Annotated in this window: 23 protein-coding genes and 1 pseudogene; 16 read left to right on the plus strand and 8 right to left on the minus strand. The window is 55.2% G+C overall.

Annotated elements, in window-relative coordinates; all coding sequences use genetic code 11:
• Positions 1-91 precede the first annotated feature (91 nt).
• Entirely contained in the window at positions 92-211 is a 120-nt protein-coding gene (locus BLS94_RS15410; RefSeq protein WP_218124738.1) for a DUF2795 domain-containing protein, read from the minus strand.
• 590 nt (positions 212-801) lie between these two features.
• Here BLS94_RS15410 and dapA point away from each other — a divergent pair.
• Both dapA and bamC read left to right on the plus strand, forming a co-directional pair.
• Positions 802-1692: a 4-hydroxy-tetrahydrodipicolinate synthase gene (gene dapA / locus BLS94_RS04775; protein WP_090958097.1), complete on the plus strand. Its 891-nt coding sequence runs from the start codon at positions 802-804 to the stop codon at positions 1690-1692.
• Between the two features lie 38 nt (positions 1693-1730).
• Complete coding sequence (gene bamC, locus BLS94_RS04780) at positions 1731-2849, plus strand: outer membrane protein assembly factor BamC (RefSeq protein WP_090958099.1); 1119 nt, start codon at positions 1731-1733, stop codon at positions 2847-2849.
• A gap of 568 nt (positions 2850-3417) precedes the next feature.
• Here the strand turns inward: bamC and BLS94_RS14815 are convergent.
• Positions 3418-3786 carry a hypothetical protein gene (locus tag BLS94_RS14815; RefSeq protein WP_176767798.1) on the minus strand — a complete coding sequence of 123 codons (369 nt, stop codon included), beginning with the start codon at positions 3784-3786 and terminating at the stop codon, positions 3418-3420.
• Positions 3787-4103: 317 nt separating this feature from the next.
• Between BLS94_RS14815 and atpD the strand changes: the two genes are divergently transcribed.
• The 9 genes from atpD to BLS94_RS04835 all read left to right on the plus strand — a co-directional run bounded on the left by atpD (position 4104) and on the right by BLS94_RS04835 (position 11623).
• Positions 4104-5573, plus strand: coding sequence for a F0F1 ATP synthase subunit beta (atpD, locus tag BLS94_RS04795; protein ID WP_090958103.1), 1470 nt, complete (start codon positions 4104-4106; stop codon positions 5571-5573).
• A 5-nt stretch (positions 5574-5578) separates the two neighbouring features.
• The gene (locus BLS94_RS04800) at positions 5579-5971 is read left to right on the plus strand and encodes a F0F1 ATP synthase subunit epsilon (protein ID WP_090958105.1); all 393 of its coding nucleotides are present in this window, start codon (positions 5579-5581) and stop codon (positions 5969-5971) included.
• Positions 5961-6386: an AtpZ/AtpI family protein gene (locus tag BLS94_RS04805; RefSeq protein ID WP_090958107.1), complete on the plus strand. Its 426-nt coding sequence runs from the start codon at positions 5961-5963 to the stop codon at positions 6384-6386. Before BLS94_RS04800 ends, BLS94_RS04805 begins: the two co-directional genes overlap by 11 nt.
• A gap of 9 nt (positions 6387-6395) precedes the next feature.
• Positions 6396-6719 (plus strand): ATP synthase subunit I, encoded by a 324-nt coding sequence (locus BLS94_RS04810; RefSeq protein WP_090958110.1) that lies wholly within the window; start codon positions 6396-6398, stop codon positions 6717-6719.
• Positions 6709-7446 carry a F0F1 ATP synthase subunit A gene (locus BLS94_RS04815; RefSeq protein WP_090958112.1) on the plus strand — a complete coding sequence of 246 codons (738 nt, stop codon included), beginning with the start codon at positions 6709-6711 and terminating at the stop codon, positions 7444-7446. The genes BLS94_RS04810 and BLS94_RS04815 overlap by 11 nt, the downstream gene beginning before the upstream one ends.
• 349 nt (positions 7447-7795) lie before the next feature.
• Positions 7796-8077, plus strand: coding sequence for a F0F1 ATP synthase subunit C (locus tag BLS94_RS04820; protein ID WP_090958115.1), 282 nt, complete (start codon positions 7796-7798; stop codon positions 8075-8077).
• 3 nt (positions 8078-8080) lie between these two features.
• The gene (locus BLS94_RS04825; protein ID WP_090958117.1) at positions 8081-9079 is read left to right on the plus strand and encodes a F0F1 ATP synthase subunit B family protein; all 999 of its coding nucleotides are present in this window, start codon (positions 8081-8083) and stop codon (positions 9077-9079) included.
• Complete coding sequence (locus BLS94_RS04830) at positions 9076-10650, plus strand: alternate F1F0 ATPase, F1 subunit alpha (protein WP_090958119.1); 1575 nt, start codon at positions 9076-9078, stop codon at positions 10648-10650. The genes BLS94_RS04825 and BLS94_RS04830 overlap by 4 nt, the downstream gene beginning before the upstream one ends.
• On the plus strand, positions 10637-11623 hold the full coding sequence (locus BLS94_RS04835; protein ID WP_256325293.1) for a F0F1 ATP synthase subunit gamma: 987 nt from the start codon (positions 10637-10639) through the stop codon (positions 11621-11623). Before BLS94_RS04830 ends, BLS94_RS04835 begins: the two co-directional genes overlap by 14 nt.
• 97 nt (positions 11624-11720) lie before the next feature.
• Here the strand turns inward: BLS94_RS04835 and BLS94_RS04840 are convergent, their stop codons facing one another.
• The 4 genes from BLS94_RS04840 to BLS94_RS04855 are packed head-to-tail and all read right to left on the minus strand — an operon-like array spanning position 11721 to position 15514.
• Positions 11721-12566, minus strand: coding sequence for an ABC-type transport auxiliary lipoprotein family protein (locus BLS94_RS04840; RefSeq protein WP_218124739.1), 846 nt, complete (start codon positions 12564-12566; stop codon positions 11721-11723).
• Between the two features lie 43 nt (positions 12567-12609).
• Positions 12610-13548 carry an MlaD family protein gene (locus BLS94_RS04845; RefSeq protein WP_090958121.1) on the minus strand — a complete coding sequence of 313 codons (939 nt, stop codon included), beginning with the start codon at positions 13546-13548 and terminating at the stop codon, positions 12610-12612.
• Positions 13548-14360, minus strand: coding sequence for an ABC transporter ATP-binding protein (locus tag BLS94_RS04850; protein ID WP_090958122.1), 813 nt, complete (start codon positions 14358-14360; stop codon positions 13548-13550). Before BLS94_RS04850 ends, BLS94_RS04845 begins: the two co-directional genes overlap by 1 nt.
• Entirely contained in the window at positions 14354-15514 is a 1161-nt protein-coding gene (locus BLS94_RS04855; RefSeq protein ID WP_090958124.1) for an ABC transporter permease, read from the minus strand. The genes BLS94_RS04850 and BLS94_RS04855 overlap by 7 nt, the downstream gene beginning before the upstream one ends.
• Before the next feature lie 647 nt (positions 15515-16161).
• Here BLS94_RS04855 and glgP point away from each other — a divergent pair.
• From glgP to BLS94_RS04870, 3 genes are all read left to right on the plus strand, one after another.
• Entirely contained in the window at positions 16162-18711 is a 2550-nt protein-coding gene (gene glgP / locus BLS94_RS04860; protein ID WP_090958126.1) for an alpha-glucan family phosphorylase, read from the plus strand.
• A gap of 177 nt (positions 18712-18888) precedes the next feature.
• A complete protein-coding gene (locus BLS94_RS04865; RefSeq protein ID WP_090958128.1) occupies positions 18889-19305 on the plus strand; it encodes a BON domain-containing protein in 417 nt (138 codons plus the stop codon).
• A 329-nt stretch (positions 19306-19634) separates the two neighbouring features.
• Positions 19635-19841 (plus strand): hypothetical protein, encoded by a 207-nt coding sequence (locus BLS94_RS04870; protein ID WP_090958131.1) that lies wholly within the window; start codon positions 19635-19637, stop codon positions 19839-19841.
• 179 nt (positions 19842-20020) lie between these two features.
• Here the strand turns inward: BLS94_RS04870 and BLS94_RS04875 are convergent, their stop codons facing one another.
• Complete coding sequence (locus tag BLS94_RS04875; RefSeq protein WP_090958133.1) at positions 20021-20224, minus strand: hypothetical protein; 204 nt, start codon at positions 20222-20224, stop codon at positions 20021-20023.
• Positions 20225-20479: 255 nt separating this feature from the next.
• Here BLS94_RS04875 and BLS94_RS04880 point away from each other — a divergent pair, with 255 nt between their 5' ends.
• Both BLS94_RS04880 and BLS94_RS15415 read left to right on the plus strand, forming a co-directional pair.
• On the plus strand, positions 20480-20893 hold the full coding sequence (locus BLS94_RS04880) for a response regulator (RefSeq protein WP_090958214.1): 414 nt from the start codon (positions 20480-20482) through the stop codon (positions 20891-20893).
• A 162-nt stretch (positions 20894-21055) separates the two neighbouring features.
• A pseudogene (locus BLS94_RS15415) lies at positions 21056-21214 on the plus strand (diguanylate cyclase); the annotation flags it as partial.
• Positions 21215-21250: 36 nt separating this feature from the next.
• Here BLS94_RS15415 and BLS94_RS15185 read toward each other — a convergent pair.
• Positions 21251-22543, minus strand: a complete 1293-nt coding sequence (locus tag BLS94_RS15185) for an NYN domain-containing protein (RefSeq protein WP_090958135.1) — start codon at positions 22541-22543, stop codon at positions 21251-21253.
• Between the last annotated feature and the right edge of the window lie 407 nt (positions 22544-22950).

The raw sequence follows: 22950 nt of genomic DNA on the forward strand, positions 1-22950 counted from the left end.
TACTTGCGGTGATCATCCTGCCACCTGCCCGACATAAACGCTGTCTCCGTCTTCGCTTTCAATGGAATCGCACTCGGCATATCGGCAAAAACTATTCAATTTGACCAATAGCCTTGCTGACGTCGGCGGGGGTTTCAAAACTCTCATCCGGCAACTGCTGGAGCGTTTGCATTATATTGTCATCGGCCCTTTGCTTTTTGGCGTGATCCACAATTTCGTCCTTGTCCGCCGGGGTAATGCATGCCGGATAAAAATTTTTGTACCTGGATCGGGTTGGCTTTTGCCATGGTGCCTCCCTGATAGCTGGTTATTTTCTTCAGTCTTCGGTCTTCGGTTTTGGAGCCGATTTCTTCGATCTTTGCCACCTTTGCCGCTCAGGAAAATCATCCCCAGCAGCTCATTCTTCTTCAGTTGGCCTTGCAGAATAACCGGATGCTTTTTGCGCCACCAGGTTGCTCACCGGCACTGCCATTTTTCAGCGCGAGGGGATCGCTATAATCTCTGCCTTGGCGCACCGTCGTTGTGTGACAGATGTGATTTTATAGTAGTAAGTTTTATCCGGTAATGCAATTAATGGTGGCGAACGGATGACCTGGATAAGCCCACACCCCATCCGGGTGGACCCTGTTCAGGTCATCCAGGAACCCAGCCATGCCTGCGTTGTCTGAAAGCGCGATCCGCGTGAGCAGGTGACTCTTGTGCGTAGTAATGCCGGATTAATACCGGGTCGCGGCGAATATTCTTGGTAACGCCGAGATTCGGGTAAAATATGGTTTTTACTGTTTCCTGGATGGATCCGTCATGAGTATTGTTGCAATAAAGGGCAGCCTGGTCGCTATCGTCACGCCCATGCATGACAATGGCGAACTGGATCTGGAGCGTTTCAACGCCCTGATCGATTTTCATGTAGCGGAAGGAACTGATGGCATCGTGGTGGTGGGTACCACAGGCGAATCTCCGACAGTGGATTTCGACGAACATCATCTGCTGATCGAAACGGCGGTAGAGCGTGCTGCGGGGCGAGTGCCGATTATCGCCGGGACCGGTGCAAATTCAACCCGGGAAGCAATCGATCTATCCATTTACGCGAAGAACGCAGGCGCAAATGCAAGTCTTTCAGTGGTTCCCTATTACAACAAGCCGACCCAGGAAGGCTTGTATCAACACTTCAAGGCAATAGCGGAGGCGGTCGATATTCCGCAGATTTTATACAATGTGCCCAGCAGGACGGTAGCCGATATCGCCAACGACACCGTGCTGCGGCTGGCACAGATTCCCAATATTGTCGGCATCAAGGATGCGACCGGCGATATGGGGCGAGGTTTCGATCTGCTGTGCCGAGCACCGGAAGACTTTGCGGTTTATAGCGGAGATGATGTGAGTGCCCTGGCGATGCTGCTGCTGGGCGGGCATGGCGTCATTTCCGTAACAGCCAATGTTGCGCCGCGGCTGATGCACGAGATGTGCATTGCGGCGTTTGCGGGAGACCTTTCCGCTGCTCGTCTTGCCAACAGTAAATTGTTGAGGCTGCATCTCGATTTGTTCGTCGAGGCGAATCCCATTCCGGTAAAATGGGCAATATCGCAGATGGGGCTGATAGGTGCTACCCTTCGTCTGCCTTTGACTCCATTATCGGATCAATATCATCAAGTTGTAAGAGAAGCGATGGACAAGGCCGGGATAACCATATAAATGACCGGCCGGAATTTACGAGGGATCGAGCGTTGCGCATGAGATGGCGGATAATGGTCGCGCTATGTTTAGCGGTGGCCGTGGCAGGATGCAATCTGCTACCGGAAGCAAAGAAAATAAATTACAAGTCGGCGGGTAAACTTCCGCCCTTGGAGATACCGCCCGATTTGACCATGCCCGGTTCAGACGAGCGCTATATCGTTCCGGATATCAACCCGACGGGAACCGCAACTTTTTCTGCCTACGACAAAGAGCGCAACAAAGGTTCCGTAACCGGGGGAGGCAGTTCCATTCTACCCACGCTGGATGAGGGTGGTGTGCGCATGGAGCGCTCCGGTACTCAGCGCTGGCTGGTGGTGGCAGGTGAACCTGAGGACATATGGCCGGTAGTAAAAGAGTTTTGGCAGGAATTGGGTTTTATCGTCAAGGTTGAAATGCCCGAAGCCGGCGTGATGGAAACCGACTGGGCGGAAAACCGTGCGAAAATTCCGGAGGATATCATCCGTAACACGCTGGGTAAAATTCTGGATACCCTGTATTCGACCGCCGAGCGCGACAAATTTCGCACCCGCCTTGAGCGCGGAGAGGATGGCGTAACCGAGATTTACATCAGCCACCGCGGCATGGATGAAGTGATGGAGGGTGATATTCGTACTCGCTGGCAACCCCGTCCAGCCGATCCGGACCTTGAGGCCGAGATGCTTTCCCGCTTGATGATGCGTTTCGGTGTGGCGGAAGAACGTGCGAGAACGTCAGTAGCCAGCGCCGGCAAGGCGCCAGAGCGCGCGCGCCTGACGGGTGAAAAAGGCGGCGTGCTTACCGTGAATGAGGCTTTTGACCGCTGCTGGCGACGGGTTGGGCTGGCGCTTGACCGTATTGGTTTTACCGTTGAGGATCGTAATCGCTCGCAAGGGATTTATTTCGTGCGCTATATCAACCCTGACGTGGACAGTGGTGCCGGGCCGGGATTTTTCTCGAAACTTCTCTTCTGGCGCGACGAGAAGGACGAGAAACGGGATAAATACCGCATCCAGCTAAGTGAAGTCGGAGCGGCAGGAGAAAGCACCGATGTCAAGGTATTGAATAGCGAGGGCGAACCAGAGAAATCGAGTGACGCAAACCGCATATTAAAATTGCTTCATGAGCAATTGAAGTGATGGGCTCATCTTTGAATGAATCAGCCGGCCGGCATTGGCATCAAAGATAAGGTAAGGTAGACGATCTAAGAAACGACGTCGGGCGGAGCCCGACCTGCTGACCTGTAACAGTGGGTCCATCGGAATAATGAGTTATTCCTCTCCACCCCGCCATGGGGGATTGGCATCGAAGATACATGATTGGTAGGTCGGGCTATGCCCGACATCGTTTCTTGATCGTCGGGCGGAGCCCGACCTACCGGCTGACCTGTAACAGGGGGTCCATCGGAATAATGAGTTATTCCTCTCCACCCCGCCATGGGGGATTGGCATCGAAGATACACGATTGGTAGGTCGGGCTATGCCCGACATCGTTTCTTGATCGTCGGGCGGAGCCCGACCTACCGTTCGATCTCCGCGAAAGTGCCGCCAGAAGCTCTCCTGTCTTGTAAATACGGTCTTATAAACATTCGGGTTTCGTTGCCGATCCTGTCAATGTTCTCAATGGCTGATCGGTATATAAATCAAATTGACGCTTTCTACCTCGCCCGGCCGTGGCGCACGGGCGGACGAACCCGGCTCATCCACCTCAAGACGCAACTGCCACGCGATTATTGTGTTCCGGCACCACCTGGATGTTCACCGGCGCGTCGGCCCAGAGGAGGTTACCTGCTTGTGTCGCGGCAAGCGCACCCGACAATGGTATGGTGAAGGTGACGGACCCATGCACGACGTGGTGCCCGAACATCGAGAGCGTACCGGCATAGTACGGGCTTGATGGATCGACTCTAGCCGCGCCGGCCGGTGCATTGACCAGGACGAGGACGACTATGGAAGGATGGCTTAGTGTGTAGCTTGGTGTGGAAGCACACGGAACAAGCTTGGGGACCGACGTATTATCCTGAAACAGCAACTTGGCTGGATTGATAGGGGGACCGCTTTGGGGAAGCCGTTCCATTGATTAATAATAACGTGTTTTACCGTTTTTCAGACTACTTCACTGTCGGGTGCGAGCTCAATAACGAAATCCGCTCCAACGGATGGCGTTACCGGGTTACGCCTCAAATGCAATATATTTTCAACAAGCATAATATCGTGCAACTTGGCGGCGGCCCGTCATGGCTGGGCGAAAGAAAGAAAACTGATTGGCTTTTCTCTGCGCGCGTTATCTATTCCTTCTAGAATGAAATAGCTACCGTATAAATATTGATGAAGCATCGATGAACGACAGCAGTTAATCGGAGAATATGGACGCCTTGTCTGCCGAGGGGGAATATGAGTACTACGGCTGTTTTCTCGGAATTCGGTTCGATTGTTTCCGTGCGCGGCGGCATTGTGGATATCCGGTTTGAGCGTGTTCCGCCTATTCACACATTGCTGCGTGCAGGGAAGCAAGGAGAAATCGCGATTGAAGTGTTGTCGCAGCTTGATGGCCATCACGTGCGTGGCATTGCGCTAACGCCCACACAAGGTCTCGCTCGAGGCATGCAGGTCACCGATACGCATGGGCCGCTGATGGCGCCGGTAGGGAAGGCGACCCTTTCGCGCATGTTCGACGTGTTCGGCGAGCCCATCGATCGGCGGCCTGCTCCGGCCAACGCGCAATGGCGTTCGGTTCATCACGCATCGCCCCCTCTGGCGCGGCGCTCCACGAAATCCGAAATCTTCGAGACAGGTATCAAAATCATCGACGTACTGATGCCTTTGGAACGCGGGGGCAAAACCGGTTTGCTCGGCGGAGCAGGCGTCGGAAAGACCATCCTGCTCACCGAAATGATCCATAACGTAGCCGGGCAGCATGAGGGCGTCAGTATTTTTTGCGGCATCGGGGAACGCTGCCGCGAAGGGGAGGAGCTCTACCGTGACATGACGGCAGCGGGGGTGCTGGAGAACATGGTGATGGTGTTCGGCCAGATGAATGAGCCTCCCGGCGCCCGGTTCCGTGTCGGTCATGCCGCGCTGACCATGGCAGAGTATTTCCGGGATGACGAGCATCGTGATGTATTGCTGCTGGTGGATAATATTTTCCGCTTTATCCAGGCGGGCATGGAGGTGTCCGGGCAGATGGGCCAGATGCCGTCGCGCCTGGGCTACCAGCCGACGATGAGCACGGAACTGGCACAACTGGAAGAACGGATCGCCAATACGGAAACCGGCGCCATTACATCAATCCAGGCAGTTTATATCCCGGCGGATGATTTTACCGACCCTGCTGCAGTGCACGCCTTCTCGCATTTTTCCGCCTCCATCGTCCTCTCGCGCAAGCGCGCGAGCGAGGGCTTGTATCCGGCCATCGATCCGCTGCAGTCCGGCTCCAAAATGTCGACGCCCGGCGTCATCGGCCAGCGGCACTATCATATAGCACAAGAGGTGCGCCACACGCTTGCGCGATACGCCGAGCTCAAGGACATCATCGCCATGTTGGGATTGGAACAACTGTCTCCGGGAGACCGAAGCATCGTGGCACGTGCGCGGCGGCTGGAGCGTTTTTTTACCCAGCCGTTTTTCACTACGGAGCAGTTTACGGGCATCGAGGGGAAACTGGTCAGTCTTGCGGATGCGCTGGATGGCTGCGAGCGCATCTTGCGAGATGAATTCAAGGATCTTCCCGAGGGGGCGCTATATATGATCGGCGGGGCCAACGAGGCGAAAAGAAAGAACCATGCGGGAAATTCGCCTGTAAAGCCGGACATGTACCCCAGCCCGAACTTGAACACCAGCCCAAACCGGAATGCGGCTCTCTAACTGTCATGAACCTCAAGATACTTCTGCCGTTCGGGGTTTTCGCTGAAAAGACTGAGGTAGCCCGCATTGTTGCCGAGACCAGTACCGGATCATATGGTCTGCTGCCCAACCGGCTCGACTGCGTGGCGGCGCTTGTGCCGGGCATCCTCGCTTTTGAAACGAAAGAAGAGGGTGAGGTTTATGTGGCGGTTGACGAGGGCATCCTGATAAAAACCGGTGTGGAGGTACTGGTATCCGTACGTAATGCGATAACGGGCGCTGACCTGGCTACGCTACATGAGACCGTGGTGAACGCGTTTTTAAACCTTGATGCACAGGAGCGGGATGCACGCCTGATGATGGCAAAAATGGAAAGCGGCTTTATTCGCCGTTTAATGGAATTTCACCATGAGCGATGAGGCAGGCAGAAAAACAGGAGGAAAAGCGGAGGAGAAAGCCTCCACAGACGGGAGTGAGTCGGAATTAAGCCGACGCGTAGCGGTGACGGCGACGCGGAAGCTCAAAGGACAACAGGCCCAGCATCAGGCCAGACAGATAATCTGGTCCGGGTTGGGCATGATCGGGCTGGTCGGCTGGTCGGTCGCTGTGCCCACACTGCTGGGTGCGGCACTGGGCATATGGCTGGATAAAAACTATCCGATCAATCACTCATGGACGCTGACCCTGCTCATTATCGGCCTGATTACGGGTTGCCTGAATGCCTGGTACTGGTTGGCCAGAGAGGATAGGGCGAGCCACGAGGGGGGCGCCACGAGAGCGTCAATAAAAGGTAGAACCAAGCAACGGGAGCAGCGGCAGCAACGGAAGCAATAGGGGGATCGAATGGGTGAAACCTGGGGTCTGGTGTTGTCGTTGGCGGCAGGCATTCTGCTGGGCGCTTTTTTTTTCGGCGGCTTGTGGTGGACAGTGCGCCGCGGCGTTTCATCCCGGAATCCGGGACTCTGGTTCATTGGCAGCACGCTGCTGCGGATAAGCGCGGTCATGACGGGATTTTATTTTCTGCTGGGCCTGCCGGGCGAAAGCTGGCAAATACTACTTGCCGGTCTGCTTGGATTCATCATTACGCGGCTGGTTGCGACGCGGCTTGCAGGCTCGGATAAATCAGACCTCGACCACCTGGAACGAAAGGCCAGCCATGCACCTTAGCCCTGACGGCATTATTTTCTGGGAGTACGGGTTTTTGAAACTGAACGCCACCATTGTATTCACCTGGGGGCTGATGTGCGTGCTGGTTATCGGTTCAAGAGCCATTACCCGTAACCTATCCATAGGATTGGAACGTGCCCGCTGGCAGAATCTTCTGGAAGTCATTGTTCTCGCCATCCACAACCAGATAAGAGAAGTAGGTTTGCGCCAGCCGCGGCGATACTTCGCCTTTCTCGGCACGTTGTTTGTGTTTATCGTCGCGGCGACGCTCTTCATCGTCATTCCGGGGTACGAACCACCGACCGGCTCGCTCTCGACCACCACGGCGCTGGCGATCTGCGTATTCATCGCTGTGCCGGTGTACGGCATAAAAGAGCAGGGACTAAGCCGTTACCTCAGATCCTATCTTGAGCCGACACCCCTCATGCTGCCCTTCAACGTTATCAGCGAGTTCTCGCGCACCCTGGCCCTGGCTATTCGCCTGTTCGGCAATATCATGAGCGGCACGATGATTCTTGCGATCTTGCTGACCGTTACGCCGTTCATCTTCCCCGTCGTCATGGGTGCGCTTGGTCTGCTGACGGGTATGCTGCAAGCCTATATCTTCAGTATCCTGGCGACGGTCTATATCGCGGCTGCCACCTCGAGCTTTAGGGAGGATACCGATCAGGACTATGACTTGGACGGACCCGGTGACTCGGAGATGAAAAGACTGGAAGCCAGGTGAGAGCATAATACCTATAGATTATTCTCATTTGCATTCGCCTGTTTATGTAGGGCGGGCAGAAGGAAGCGCAATGGTCGTTCCATTTATTTCGGGGGGATTTGATGGGTTGCGCGTCGCTTCACCCATCCTACGAACTACGGAACTACGACCTATGACTGCAAAACTTATGAGATCGCACCAGGTTTATCCAGTAAAACTACTTCACAACGCTGACGGAATGGTTGCCGCTTTCGCGGGAAAGGCGATACCTCAATGTCAGTGGCGACCGTATAATCAATATGAATAAACGTGACACGAATAAACATGACCCAAATAAATATAACCTGACAGATAAAGAGAAGGAGAGCATATGGACAGCATGACCCTTATCGCAATCGTATCGATTCTCGCGGCGGGCCTGACGATCAGCATCGGTGTGATTGCACCGGCACTGGGAGAAGGAAAGGCGGTGGCGACGGCGCTGACTTCACTGGCGCAGCAGCCTGATGCCGCCGCGACCATTACCCGTACGTTATTTGTCGGGCTGGCGATAATCGAGTCGCTGGCTATTTATTGTTTCGTGATTTCCATGATTCTTATTTTTGCCAATCCGTTCTGGAATCACGTTATTGCCCAGGCAGCCGGAAAATAGGTCGTGCTGATAGACTGGTTCACCGTTATTGCGCAAATCGTAAACTTCCTCATCCTGGTGTGGTTGTTGAAACGTTTTTTATATCAACCCATACTCAGGGCGCTGGACGCGAGAGAAAAGCGCATCGCCGCAGAGCTTGCCGCTGCCGATGAAAAAAAACGGGAAGCTGAAAAGGAGCGCGACGAGTTTCGGCAAAAGAACGACGAATTCGAACAGCAGCGGTCGGTACTGCTACACACGGCTTCTGAGGAGGCGCACGCCGAACGCCAACGGTTGATTGCCGCCGCCCGGACGGATGCTGACGATCTGCGCGCGCAGCGGGATGAAGCATTGAAAAGAGAATATCAGGACTTGAGGGCGGTACTCTCCCGTCGCATAGGCGCGGAAGTATTTGCCATTGCCCGCAAGGTGCTGGCTGATCTTGCCGATACCACGCTTGAAGCGCATATCGCGGACGCGTTTATCAAACGTTTGCGCGCGCTAAGCCCCGAGGAAAAGGTGGGCCTGGCTTCGATAACCAGGCTGTCGGCGCAGCCGTTGCCGGCCACGCCCGCCATGACCGCAGCAGCGGCAGCAGAAACGGCAGGAATTCTAATCCGGAGCGCGTTTGATTTGCCCGCTACACAGCAAAATGCGATTAAAGCGGCGATTAATGAAATCCTGGAAACGAGAATTCCAGTCCGGTTCGAGGCCAGGCCGGACTTGATCAGCGGCATTGAACTCATTGCCAACGGGCATAAAGTTACCTGGAATATTGCCGGGTATCTTGCGTCGCTCGAGGAGGAGATAGGCAAGCTTCTGAAGAACCCTGCGGAACCTGAATCGAAAGCTGAACCGGAAGCCCAGCCTGAGCCCGGGCCTGGGTTCCCAACCGAGCCTGAGTTCGGAGCTGAGCCTCAAGCCGAGGCATCGGTAAAGGAAAAGAACGCGGGCAAGAAAAAACCGAACACCCCGGACAACCCGGAAACCTCGAACCTCAAACCCCCCGCACATATTCGATGAATGCGGTAACCAAAAACCTGCAAAACGTCTTCGATGACGTATTCACGCAGATGGCGCAAGTACGGCAAGCTTCCAAGCCGCGGTTGGCCTTGCGCGAGACAGGTGCGATCACGAGCATCGCTGCCGGCATTGCAAAAGTATCGGGACTCCCCGGCGTGGGGTTCGAGGAAGTACTGAAGTTTCCCGGTGAGTCATATGGCATTGCATTCAATATCGATGCAGATGAAATCGGCGTGGTGCTGCTCGACGACTACTCGCACTTGAATACCGGCGATGAGGTCGAACGCAGAGGCCATGTAATGGATGTGCCTGTGAGCGACGGGTTGATCGGACGGGTAATCGATCCGCTGGGACGGCCGCTGGACGGCAAGGCGCCGGTCGTCTCCTCGAAGCGCCTGCCCATCGAACGCGCCGCTCCATCCATCATGGACCGTGCACCCGTCACCGTGCCCTTGCAAACCGGCATCAAGGCCATCGATGCACTCGTCCCGATCGGCCGCGGACAGCGCGAGCTGATTCTTGGCGACCGGCAGACGGGCAAGACCGCCATCGCGCTCGACACCATACTTAATCAACGAAACGAGAACGTACTGTGCGTTTATTGCGCTATCGGCCAACATGCCTCCGGCGTAGCAAAGGTGGTCGCCACCTTGCGCGAAAAAGGCGCGATGCGCTACACGGTGGTCGTGGTGACGGAGGGAGACAATCCACCGGGCCTCATCTACATTGCCCCCTATGCCGCAACCAGCATAGCGGAATATTTTGTGGAGCAGGGCCGCGATGTGCTGATCGTGTACGATGACCTTACGCATCACGCGCGCGCTTACCGTGAACTGTCCCTGTTGTTGCGCCGGCCGCCCGGACGCGAAGCCTATCCAGGCGACATTTTCTATATTCACTCGCGGTTGCTGGAGCGCGCAACCCATCTGCGCGAAGAATTGGGCGGCGGCTCGCTCACTGCGTTGCCCGTTATCGAAACGGAAGCTCAGGATATTTCCGCTTATATTCCGACTAACCTGATTTCCATCACCGATGGCCAAATCTATCTCTCCCCGGCATTGTTCGCATTGGGTGTATTGCCGGCTATCGATGTCGGCAAATCTGTCTCGCGTGTCGGCGGCAAGGCCCAGCGCCCCGTTTACCGCGCGGTGATAGGCGACCTGAAGCTGGACTATGCGCAGTTTGAAGAGCTGGAGACCTTTGCCCGGTTTGGCGCGAGGCTGGATAAGGATACCCTCCGGATTATCGAGCATGGGCGCCGCATTCGTGCCTGCCTCAGGCAACTCGAATCCGCTCCGGTTTCAATGATCGAGCAGATCGGTGTGCTGCTGGCGCTGACCGCCAGGTTGTTTGACAACGTACCGCCCGACCGCATGGCAGAGGCCGAGCGAACAGTACGGGAGGCAGTGGCGAATATACCTGCCGAGGTGCGTGCGCGCATCGAAACTGCCAAAAAGCTGAGCGATGAGGACCGTGAATCGATCACGCAAAGCCTGCGCAATGCGCTCACCGGATTTCAGTCATCGTCGGAACTTGAATCCAAAGCAGGCGAGGCACATGATGAGCGATAGCCTCGCCAGCCTCCGTCGGAAAATCGAGGGAGCCCGTGATCTGCGGTCGGTGGTCAGCACCATGAAGGCGATGGCAGCGGCAAGCATCGGGCAATACGAAAGATCAACACGGGCACTGGACGATTATTATCGCGCCGTGCAGCTTGGCTTGAGCGTCTGTTTTCGCACCGGCATGCTATCGCCGCCCGTATCGCCCTTATCACCTGTGGCGGGAGAGAAAATAAACCGGGAGAACGATGTAATCGGCGCGGTCCTGTTCGGTTCGGATCAGGGACTGGTGGGCCAATTCAACGAGGTCATGGCCGATTACGCCATTCAGACGCTGGCAGCCCTGCCGGGCAAAATAAGGGTATGGGTGATGGGTGAGCGTTTGCATGATCGGCTGGCGGGTATGAGCGTGCATATGGATCTGCAGGTAGCAGGGCTGTTTACCGTTCCGCTTTCGGTCAAGGCGATCACGCCGCTGGTGGGCCGGATTCTGATGGAGACGCTGACGTCGAGAGCGGGGCCAACTCTGACACCCAGTTCGGGAAAAGGCGAAGCCCGGCTAACCGGTCGCAACCGAAACGGAGTGAGGCAGCTTTATCTCTTCTACAACAGCTCTCGATCGGGCGCGATATATGCGCCTGTCCATCAGCGGCTGCTGCCGCTGGACGATGGCTGGCGGAGCGAACTGGCCGGAATTCCCTGGCCGACAAGCAAGCTGCCGGAGGTGATGGGCAGCGGCGAAGCGACGCTGCACGCGCTGATTCGGGAGTATCTGTTCGTTTCACTATTTCGCGCGTGTGCGGAATCGCTTGCGAGTGAAAACGCCAGCCGCCTGGCGGCAATGGAGCGCGCCGAAAAAAATATCGATCAATTGAGTGCCGATCTTCGCCAGACATTCTATCGGCTGCGGCAAAACAAAATCGATGAGGAATTGTTCGATGTTATCGCCGGCGTGGAGGCGCTGGCGGGCCGTATTTCATCTTAGGTCGGGGCACCGGCGGATTACCGGCAGGACTGTTTCCGCCATAGATGGGAAGCAGTTTCCGCGTAGGATATTTACACTGAAAATCCGAGCGAAGAATTTATTCCACGGCGGGTTGCGAAGCCGGTCCATATTGCAGCGTCCAATCGATAATCTCCGTGGCGAGCCGGTCGTTGGCTCTGCCGAATGCCGCGATGACTTCCGGTATTTCCCTGCCCAGTACGGGTTCTAGGATCTCGAAGCTGCGCGTGGCTGCGATGCGGTTTCTTCCGGATTGCACCAGCGTTGCATAAAAGCGGATATTCACGGCAGGTATGCCGTTTTTGTATTCCACCTGAAACGCGGTCAGGTCACCTCCGAGCTCCAGATCGGCCATGAGATTATTATTGCCGCTGCTCACCGAGTTGAACCTGCCATCGGTGCGAAAAGCTTCCGCGAGCTGATCGCGCAATAAAATGGGCGCAGGGTCGCCCCAGCGTATGCCCTTGTAAGCACTGATGCGGTTGTCCTGCCGCAGTACCAGCACGCGCATGCTGTCGGTCACCTGGCTGCTCTTAGGGGTAGCAATGCGCAGCGCCCAGGGCAGGCTGTGCGCCTGGGTCGAGCGCGGAATCGAAGAGGAGGGGAGTTGATAGATCTCCAGCGTTTCGGCTTTAGGCAATATAGAACAGGAAGACAAAAATACCATTGCCATACCCGACACCAGCCCGAAACGGCAAAAGTATTGTGGCCGAAGCGCGCGACCCATCATCCTAGATCCGGTAGTTGGACGGGGGGAAGTGTACGGTTTTTGGGGTGCAGGGCAAGGCGCAACGACGCGGAATGGTCGTTCCATTCCAAGAAGTTGCAACGCAGCCATGTGCCGCACAAACCGTACAATTCGCCCCGTAGCGGCCTCACCCCGGAGGGTAAGCGTCAAATAATATGAAATATTGTTATTAATCATGACATTGATCTATTAAATGAGCGGTCAACTACCGGATTTAGGATCACGGTTCAAACTCCTGAATTTTTTCACGACCGGTCAGATAATCGGCCGGGTTGTCCTCCAGTCGACCCATTATCCTGCTCATTGAACCCAGCGTTTTACGCAGCTCTTGCAGCGCAGGCCCAAGCTCGTTCAAACCGCGCATTCCGCTGCCAAGCGCTTCCTGGTTGTCGAGCAGTAGTTGGTCGATGGTGGCGCTGGTTTTTGCCAGTGAAGCCGTCGTCTGCTCTACGCTGTCCAAAGTACGCGCGCCCTGATTGTTGATCAGCGCGTCTGTATTGTCCATCATCAGCGAAGCCTGCCGCAACGCTTGGTTTGCTTGCTTGCTGGCGGCCGTCAATTCCTTCACCAGCACCTTGAAGTTTTCGCTTTGGCCGGCTATCGCTCCGGAAGCCTGCGCTATATTTTCGACCGTTTTACTTAAATGTTGCGCGTTTTCGCGTGACAAAACGTCCTTGGCTCTCAGGATCAGCTCGGTGATGTCAGCCATGGTACTGTCACTCTGCTCCAGCAGTTTGGAAATTGGAGAAGGGGTGGCCACGATCACAGGATCTTCGCCTTCCGCCGCCACCAATCTGCGGCTATCCGGAGACCCGCCGCTAAGTTCTATAATGGAGTTTCCGGTGATGCCCGTAAATGACAGCCGCGCCTGCGTATCCTGCTTGATCTGGACATTGCCTTGCACACGTATCCGCGCGAGTACTTTGCGAGGGTCGCGCGGATCGAGCTCAAGCCCGACCACATCGCCCACCTTTATGCCACTGTACTGTACGGCGCTGCCGACGGACAAGCCTCTTACGGCTTCGTTGAAAATGACGATGTAATATCGCTGCTGGGCATCGCTGGGCGATTTCCCTAACCATAAAACGAATAGCGAGACAACCACCACGGCGGTAACGGTGAAGAGCCCGATCAGTACATGGTGAGCGCGAGGTTCCATCAACCGGCCTCCTGCATTCGGTGGCGTCCGGCCTGGTGAGCCGCGCGCCCGCGTGGACCGTGAAAATAATCCTGCACCCAGGCGTCATCGGTGGCTTCAACGACATCCAGCGTATCCGCCACCAGGACGTGCTTGCCGGACAGTACCGCAACCCGGTCACAGATGGTGTAGAGCGTATCAAGGTCGTGCGTCACCATAAAAACAGTCAGTCCCAGCGCGTCGCGCAATGTGATGATGAGTTGGTCGAATTCCGCGGCGCCTATCGGGTCAAGGCCCGCCGTAGGTTCATCCAGAAATAGTATATCCGGGTCGAGGGCCAGCGCACGTGCAAGCGCAGCACGTTTTACCATGCCCCCGGACAACATGGCGGGGTATTTTTCGCCGGCGTTGGCGGGTAATCCCGCCAGCGCAAGTTTTACTTCCGCGAGATGCTCGGCATCGGCCCGGCTGAGGCCGGCATTTTCAATGAGCGGCACAGCGACATTTTCGATGACGGTGAGCGAAGAAAACAAGGCGCCGCGCTGGAAAAGCAAGCCAAACCGCCGCTCGAGCTGATATCGGCGCTTACGCGACAACTTGAGGACGTTTTCGCCAAGTACGCATACACTCCCTGACACAGGTGTCTGCAATCCAACTATCGTACGCAATAGTACCGACTTGCCTGAGCCGGAGCCACCGATCACGCCCAGTATCTCCCCACGATAAACGTCCAGATTCAGCTTTTCATGTACCGTCTGCCTGCCAAAACGGTTTGTCAGATCGCGGACCTGAATTATCACATCGCAGTTGGGAGAAGCAGTCGGGCTTACCATCCCATCTCCATGAAAAACAGCGCGCCCAGCGCATCCAGAAGAATGACGACGAAAATGGATTGGACCACGCTGGAAGTCGTGTGCTGGCCAACCGACAGTGCGCTACCGCTGACCTTGAAACCTTCGAGACAGCCGATGATCGCGATCACAAAAGCGAATACGGGTGCCTTGGACATACCCACCAGAAAATGCCGCAATTCAATCTGTTCCTGAAAAATCGACAGGAACATCGCCGGGGAAATATCCAGCGTCAGCGCGCAGACCACCCCGCCCCCGAATATGCCCGAGATCATGCCCACGAAAGTAAGAATAGGCAGCGAGACGAACAACGCCGACAGGCGTGGCAATATCAGCAAGTCGACCGGGCTCAGGCCCAGCATGCGTGCGGCGTCAATTTCCTCATTGGCTTTCATGGACCCGATCTGGGCTGTGAAGGCACTCGCCGTCCGACCAGCCATCAGAATAGCGGTGAGCAGGACAGCAAGCTCGCGCAGGAACGAGTAGGCCACCAGATTAACGGTATAGATGCTGGCGCCGAAATCGGCCAGCACCGTTGCGCCGAGAAACGCAATCACCGCCCCGACCATGAAATTTAGCAGGGCAACGATGGGCACGGCATTCAGGCCAGTCTCTTCAATCTGGGCCACTACCGAAGTGATACGCCAGCGCCTTGGACGAAAAATGGTATGGGTCAGGGCCTGGAGCGTGAGACCCGTAAATCCGAGCAACGCCAATGCCTGCTGCCGAAAGATTTCCATGGCATGCCCAATCCTCTCGAGCAGTTCGATTGCCGCCGAGCGCCGCCGCGTGTGCTGGATTTTGCCGGTAGTGCTCATCGCATCCGCTACTGTTCGCAACAGTGCATCGCGTTCCGTGGTCAGCACTGAATCGGGACCGGATAGTTTCCGGGCGAGTTCGACGCCGAGCAATTCAAGCAGCCTCGAAGCCCCTGCCGTGTCTAGCGCGCCCAGGCCACTCAGGTCAATTTGGTTACTCTGCGCCCCAGCCAGATCCGCCACTTCGGCGCGAAGCCGGGCGATTTCCTTTCCCAGTGCGGCATAGTTGTCAAGGGTCCAATCGCCGCGCACGGTCAGTTTGGGCGGAATGGCAGAGGAGTCCCAGGCGAGGAGCTTTGAATTAGCGCCGGATGTCATGGGTTTCTACTTTTTTGGATGTATCTGGATGTAAATGGGATGATCGCCGGAATCCGTTGGGGGGCTTGTTTGCTCTACCGGGAGTCGATGGGCGGTCGATATTTCATATGACGGTGCGGCACGGAAAGGGCTACGCCGGCATCTGGCGACATGATCTTCGCCGGCACCGGTATTGATCCAGTCCGTCAACGAGCTTCCCCATCCTTCGACTTCCGGGAACAGAGATTCGCGATTCTCTCTTGATTAAAAACACGTGGCATCCCGTTAGCCAACCGACTGAAAACACGTTTAAAACTATCTGTTTGTGTGGATGGTGTCAAGCACGAAGTATAGTACGGGAAGGACCTGTGCGCTGGCCTATCGGCATGCAGCAAAGCCCTGCGGAATAAAAAGGGAGAGTAAACCACGCTCAACCGTTTCGACAGATTGTACGCCTCGCGCGGGTTAAATTTTGGGTTAAAACAATCTGGCATGTTGCGTAGCCAAACGGGATTAGGGGGTATGCGGCTATTCGCCAACCTTGCATATCTGCTATGGTTCAGTTTTGATGATACATAACTGTTTCTTGACCGAAATCTTTCATTGCGTTACATATTACATGTGACTATTGCAGAAACTCCATCGTCAGCAATCCGGGAGTTCAATATATGGCAAGCCAGACGTCAGACCGCAAACCGCTCTACCGGCTTCATCCCACCAAAGATGTCGACGGATACAATTTCCTGGCCGATCTGGCGCTGGACATGCGAACGTCGTGGGACCACAGTGGGGACCATATATGGGAACAACTGGACCCGGCGCTATGGGATTTGACGCGCAATCCATGGGTCGTGCTGCAAACGGTGTCGCGAGAAAAACTTCAGAGCGTCTTTGCCGACCCCGTGTTCAGCAAGGACGTCGCCGAGCTGGCGCGGGAAAGGCATGAGGCGGCGGCCGCGCCCGGCTGGTTTCAGCAAACCTATCCGATATCTCCTCTGAAATGTATTGCCTATTTTTGCATGGAATTCATGCTGAATGAAGCGCTCCCCATTTACTCGGGCGGGCTGGGCAATGTAGCCGGAGATCAGCTCAAGGCCGCCAATGATCTGGGCGTGCCGGTCGTTGGGGTAGGGTTGCTCTATCAACAGGGCTATTTTCGTCAGGTGATCGACAAGGACGGCGTCCAGCAGGCGCTCTTCCCTTATAACGACCCCGGCCAGTTGCCTATTACACCGTTGCGCCGCCAGAACGGGGAGTGGTTGCGGCTCGAGGTCAAATTGCCGGGCTATTCCGTCTGGCTGCGTGCCTGGCAGGTCCAGGTGGGCAGGGTGAAGCTGTATCTGCTGGACAGCAATGACGCTGCAAACTACCCCGCTCACCGCGGCATCACCAGCGAGCTTTACGGAGGCGGCCCGGAGCTGCGGCTCGAGCAGGAGATTTTGCTGGGCATCGGCGGGTGGCGATTACTTGCTGAACTGGGCATCAAGCCGGAAGTCTGCCATCTGAATGAGGGCCACGCCGCCTTTGCCGTCCTGGAGCGCGCGCGGCACTGCATGGAGGAGATGGGGCATGACTTCAAGACCTCGTTATCCATCACTCGCGTGGGCAATCTTTTTACCACGCACACGGCGGTAGACGCGGGCTTCGACCGCTTCGACCCGGATCTGATCGAGCGATATCTTGCCGACTATGCCAGAACGGGGCTGGGCATAACTTGTCAAGATCTGCTGGCGCTGGGGCGTGGCGATCCGGACGATGCATCGGAGCCTTTCAACATGGCCTATCTCGCTATCCATGGGAGCGGGGCGATAAATGGAGTGAGCCGCTTGCACGGAAAAGTGAGCAGGCACCTCTTCGGGCCCGTTTTCCCGCACTGGCCGGCGAGCGAAGTCCCTGTGGGCCATGTAACCAACGGTATTCATGTGCCGACTTGGGATTCGGTACCGGCGGCCAAGCTATGGAAACAGGCCTGTGGAGAAAATCGCTGGGGCGGGACTACGGAAATGCTGGAACAGAATATCCTCTGTGTTTCCGACATCGATCTGTGGCGATTTCGTAGTGTCGCGAGCAAATCGCTTGTCGAGTACATCCGCAAGCGGTTCACCCGGCAACTTGCCGTCACGGGGGAACCGCCCGCAGCGGTCGAGGCGGCCAAAAGCATGTTTGACCCCGATACGCTGACTCTGGGTTTTGCGCGCCGCTTTGCGACCTACAAAAGACCGGATCTGCTGCTGCACGATCCCGAGCGGTTGCTGCGGCTGTTGACTAATCCGCAGCGCCCGGTACAACTCGTCATGGCCGGCAAGGCGCACCCGGCGGACGAGGCAGGCAAAGCGTTGATCCAGGAGTGGATGCGTTTCATCCATCGCGCCGGCGCACGCGCCTCGGTCATTTTTTTGAGCGACTATGACATGCACTTGACCGAGCAACTGGTGCAGGGGGTGGATGTCTGGCTCAATACCCCCCGCCGGCCCTGGGAGGCAAGCGGAACCAGCGGAATGAAAGTACTTGTCAATGGTGGCATCAATTTGTCGGAACTGGATGGCTGGTGGGCGGAAGCGTACACCCCAGAAGTGGGATGGGCGCTGGGCGACGGGAACGAGCATGGCGATGATCCCGCCTGGGATGCGATTGAAGCCGAAGCCCTTTATGATCTGCTTGAGCACGAGGTGATTCCGGAATTCTATACCCGCGACGAGCAAGGTATTCCCACCGCCTGGGTCACGCGCATGCGCAAGAGCATGGCGCAATTGACGCCCCGTTTTTCCACCAACCGGGTGGTGCGCGAATATACCGAGCGCCATTACCTTCCGGCAGCGGCCGCGTACGGCGAACGGAGCGCCGACAACGGCGCGCTGGGTGTGCAGGTGGAAACCTGGCGGCATGCGCTGGAGCATAACTGGTCTGCCTTGCGTTTCGGCGAATTGAGGGTCGAGACCGACAGCGAGTATCACAAATTTGTAATTCATGTATATCTGAATGACCTCGATCCCGAGTCGGTGCGGGTCGAGCTGTATGCGGACGCCATTTTTGGCGGCACTCCCGTGCGCCACGAGATGACGCGGCTGCATCCACTGATAGCCGCAGCCACGGGCTTTGCCTATCATGCATCCGTGCCGGCGGATCGTCCGGAGTCGGACTACACCGTTCGGCTCATACCCCACCACCACGCCGCGGAAGTTCCGCTGGAGGCGGCCTGGATTTTATGGCAGCGGTGAGGTTGCTCATGCCGGGAACGAGGCAAAAACCGTAGGACTGCGTTGCGGTATTGCACGCAGCCCGCGAATCGGATTTACGAATATCGGAGGGGAGTGGGGGGGTGTGGTATTCTTCATTGGGTCCGCCGATCAATGAGGATGTATTTTTGGCGGTATAAAAATTAAAAAGGAACCGAAATGAAAGTAAAAGAGAATTTCACATTAATCGGGATCTCCTCGATGCTACTCGTTTTTGGGCTTACCGCATGTGACAAGCCGGGCCCCGCAGAAACCGCTGGTAAAAAAATAGATCAGATGAGCGGTGAAGCCAGCAAGAGAATAGATGAAGCAACCGATGAAATCGGTAAAAAACTCGGCGAGCAAGGCGAGAAAGCCAGTGTGACCATTGATGATGCCGAGATTACGACCAAGGTTAAAGCAGGCATTTTTGCCGAGCCCGGTCTCAAAACGCTACAAATCGGTGTTGATACCATAAAAGGCGTTGTGACATTAAGCGGATCAGTCGATTCGTGGCCAAGCAGCGATAGGGCTAAAGCACTGGCTGGTGCGGTGGCTGGAGTGAAAGAGGTTAAAAACCTGCTTGTGACAAAATAAAGCAGATGAAATTGAGTTGTCGGTAAGATCCTGAGGAGTAGGTCCTCGGGCCCCTTGTTTTCGGTGCAATAGTTGACGCTACGCAAAGAGCTCGACAAGAATAGAGAATGGTTTTTTTTCCGGCGCCGGAAGCGCGAACTGGAACACTGAGCGACCTGCTCAAGGTCAAAAACTCAACCACATTGAAGGATGAGGTATTGAAAGCTTCATAGTCGATGCGAATGAGAAAACTTCCAGGCCTTCCAGCGGCAGCAATTCAACCCTCGCGGCCTCCCCGCAACGCTTCATAGGGATTGCAATATTCGTTGATCAGTTCGTGAGTCGACCATGTGAAGTTGTATTTCAGCGCGTTCGTAGGGAAGCGGCAGGGCTCCGACCCGCAATTGGACGCTGATTGTCTTGTCGAATCCGATCGCCATGTGATGGCCGATGATGTTTATGGCTCCCGGCGCCACACCACACTGCGGCACGAAGGCGGTCCTGGTACTCTCGGCCAATTCTGCGATGAGGCTGGTCGTGCCGACATCTTCGGTTAAGTCAAAATAGTGTACACCGCACGCCTCCGCGGCTTCCGCGGCTTCCGCGATTGAAACGTTCAGAAAGAACGGACACGCGCTGATTACAATCTCTTGGTTCGAATCTGTTCAGTGGAAAGTGACGTGCGAAGTAGCGATGGGGTCGACAGACTGGTCTTGCAGTGTCTCGATACTGGAGATCAGGGGGCAATACGCATTTCGCGGAGTCGACGGCGAGGGAGTTTGCGAGTTTCATCTTTATAAACCGCGAAGACAATGTCCTTGTCCAGCTCCAGCCTGGGCTTACCCGCAGAGCGGAGCTTTTTGTTAATACCGCTTTCCAACCAGCAGTCAAACTCATCCTGCGTGTAACCATACAGGTCAACGTATCTTCGTTTCTTCATAACATTTCTTCCGGCAGGGATACAATCAGTCAGAAAAAGCCCTGGGCTTCAGGACTGGGCGCATTTTGCCAATCTTCATGCAAGGAATATGTTCGGTACCGCACCCACGAAATCCCTGCTTACGGGTTTAAATATGAGTGTGAGACACCGAACAGTATGAGATCCCGATTAGTGTTAATCTGATCTCCTATACTGTTCAGAGGTTACTGAGCAGCGAATAGCGGGAAGGTAATGTATGACAAAGGAGAAAATATCGTGAGGGTTACGAACAAATCCATTCTCCTCGTCGAAGATGATCGAGTGGATATGATGATGGTTATCCGCGCGCTCAAGCAGGTTCACGTTACAAATAAAGTTGTGCACCTGGAAAACGGGGAGGACGCGCTAAATTACCTCAGGGATGAGGACAACGAAAAGCCCTGCATCATTTTGCTCGACTTGAACATGCCCATCATGAACGGCGTCGAATTCCTGAGAGCGGTAAAAGATGATGAGCAGCTAAGGCAAGTTCCCGTGGTGGTACTGACTACATCGGACGAACAACAGGATAAGCTAAACAGCTTTAACTTCGGCGTGGCCGGATATATGGCGAAACCCGTTGACTACTGGCAATTCGTCGAAGTCATGCGGTCAATTGATACGTATTGGACTATCAGCGAGATGCCTTGAGATATGAACCATAAGTCCACCTCTGACTCCGCTGCGCAGAATCAATCCGATGTTCTCTCTCGAGAGTTGCATGCTGGTAGAGATCTCGGTTGAAGCGTTCCTTGCGTTTGGTATAACCAAGTTGGAAAATTTACCTGTTCGCATCGAACAAGCAATTGCTCTGCCAGACGAAATAACTGGTTTTTGGCGATAATCTTTAGTGATCTTGATCGTTTTAAACTGGTTAACAACACCTATGAGCATGCCATCGGTGACAAGGTACAACAGGCTGTGCGGCAACTGCATCAGCGCGTCTCTGAGGATACTCTTTGCCGTTATAGCGGTAATACGATGCTGCCAGAAAGTATCTGGCCATGCTCAAGTGGTGCTGTCTGGTGCTACTTCCGGTTTACGCCTGCGACGGGTGGGGGCAGCAGGTTTGCGGGGGGGGTTGGGTGCTGCTTCCTTAGGCGTGGCTTGAGCCGTTGGCTCGGCAACCGCTTGTGTTGCCCGCGCTGCATCGGGTAGAGGCGCATCGGCGGCACCCGGCTTGGCTGAGGAAGCAGTCGAGTCAGGCGCTGCCAGGGAAGCAGCCAAATCAGGTCCGTCAGGCAGATTGGCTGTTTCTGGCGAAAGAGGCCTGCCAGTCGTCTTTGGTACCCCGGTCTTTGCCTTTTTTTCCACCGTTTTGCGGCTGCCACGTTTCTTGTGAGCCGCCTCCTGCTTGCCGCGGGTCTCCACAACCTCCGATGGGGTGACGCCGGCTTCGGTGTCGGCTTCCCCTTCTGCTTCCACCTTCGCTACCGGTACGTCTGGCGCCTGCTCTGTTATCGCCTTGCCGGGGTCCGTTCCCCCGTTGCTGCGATAAACGTAGGTGCCGGATTTCTCGTCACGACCTAATTCAAGCAAACCGCGTAGCTGTGCCTCGTCAAGCAAATTGCCAAAGGCGCGGAAGCCAAAGTAGGTCTCATTGAAATCAGGCTTGCGTCGCTTGATTGCCTGTTTTAGCGCGGATGCCCAGATCTTGCCGCTGTCTCCGCGCTCGGATACCAGGGCATCGAAGGTTTCCACCGCTATTTCTATCGCCCGGCTCTTGCGCGCTTCCAACTCTTCCTTGCGGTGCTTTTCTTCATCGGGCGAACGCCTGGTCTCGGGCTGCACTTCCTCTGTATCGCGTTTGGCCGCTCGCTGGCTCTCGCGCACCAGATCGTCGTAAAAGATGAATTCGTCGCAATTGGCGATCAGCAGGTCAGAGGTCGATTGCTTGACGCCAACGCCTATCACCTGTTTGGCATTCTCGCGCAGCTTGGAGACCAGCGGCGAAAAATCGGAATCCCCGCTGATGATGACGAAGGTATTGACGTGCGATTTGGTGTAGCAAAGGTCCAAAGCATCCACCACCAGGCGGATGTCGGCCGAGTTCTTGCCCGACTGGCGTATGTGCGGAATCTCGATCAGCTCGAAATTGGCTTCATGCATGGTGGACTTGAAGCTCTTGTAACGATCCCAGTCGCAGTAAGCCTTCTTGATGACGATGCTGCCTTTGAGCAAGAGACGCTCAAGTATCGGCTTGATATCGAACTTATCATATTTTGCGTCGCGCACGCCAAGTGCAACGTTTTCGAAGTCGCAAAATACCGCCATGCTGACGTTTTCGTGGGATGAAGCCATAGGGTTAATTGTTTTCCAAATGATGGGTGGGGCTTATTGTCACACGGAACAGAAGGTATTCATGACGGATTTACAAAGGAAGGCGGTGAAGAACACTTGAACTATCAGGAACGAATCGTGAAATAAACAGGCTCGATTTCTGCCGAAAAACCCGAATCAAGGCTTTCACACACATTTCATGAAATCCAATCCCAGCGAGATGCTTTCCTGGTGGTTTTTTTAAAACTTCATCCGAATAGACGTTGGTATCTGATATTTTAGTTCATCTTCTTTTGTAATCCAGAGTTAACGTAAAAAAATAAATAATACCGAACATTACCTTGCCCTTTCGAGGTTAAACTCAGCGATTTTCAGCGTTATTTGCAATGATCGTCATGCTTTCCCACAGTTCGGGCATGAATATCCTG

The sequence above is a fragment of the Nitrosospira sp. Nsp18 genome (genome assembly GCF_900103145.1).
Lineage (GTDB): Bacteria > Pseudomonadota > Gammaproteobacteria > Burkholderiales > Nitrosomonadaceae > Nitrosospira.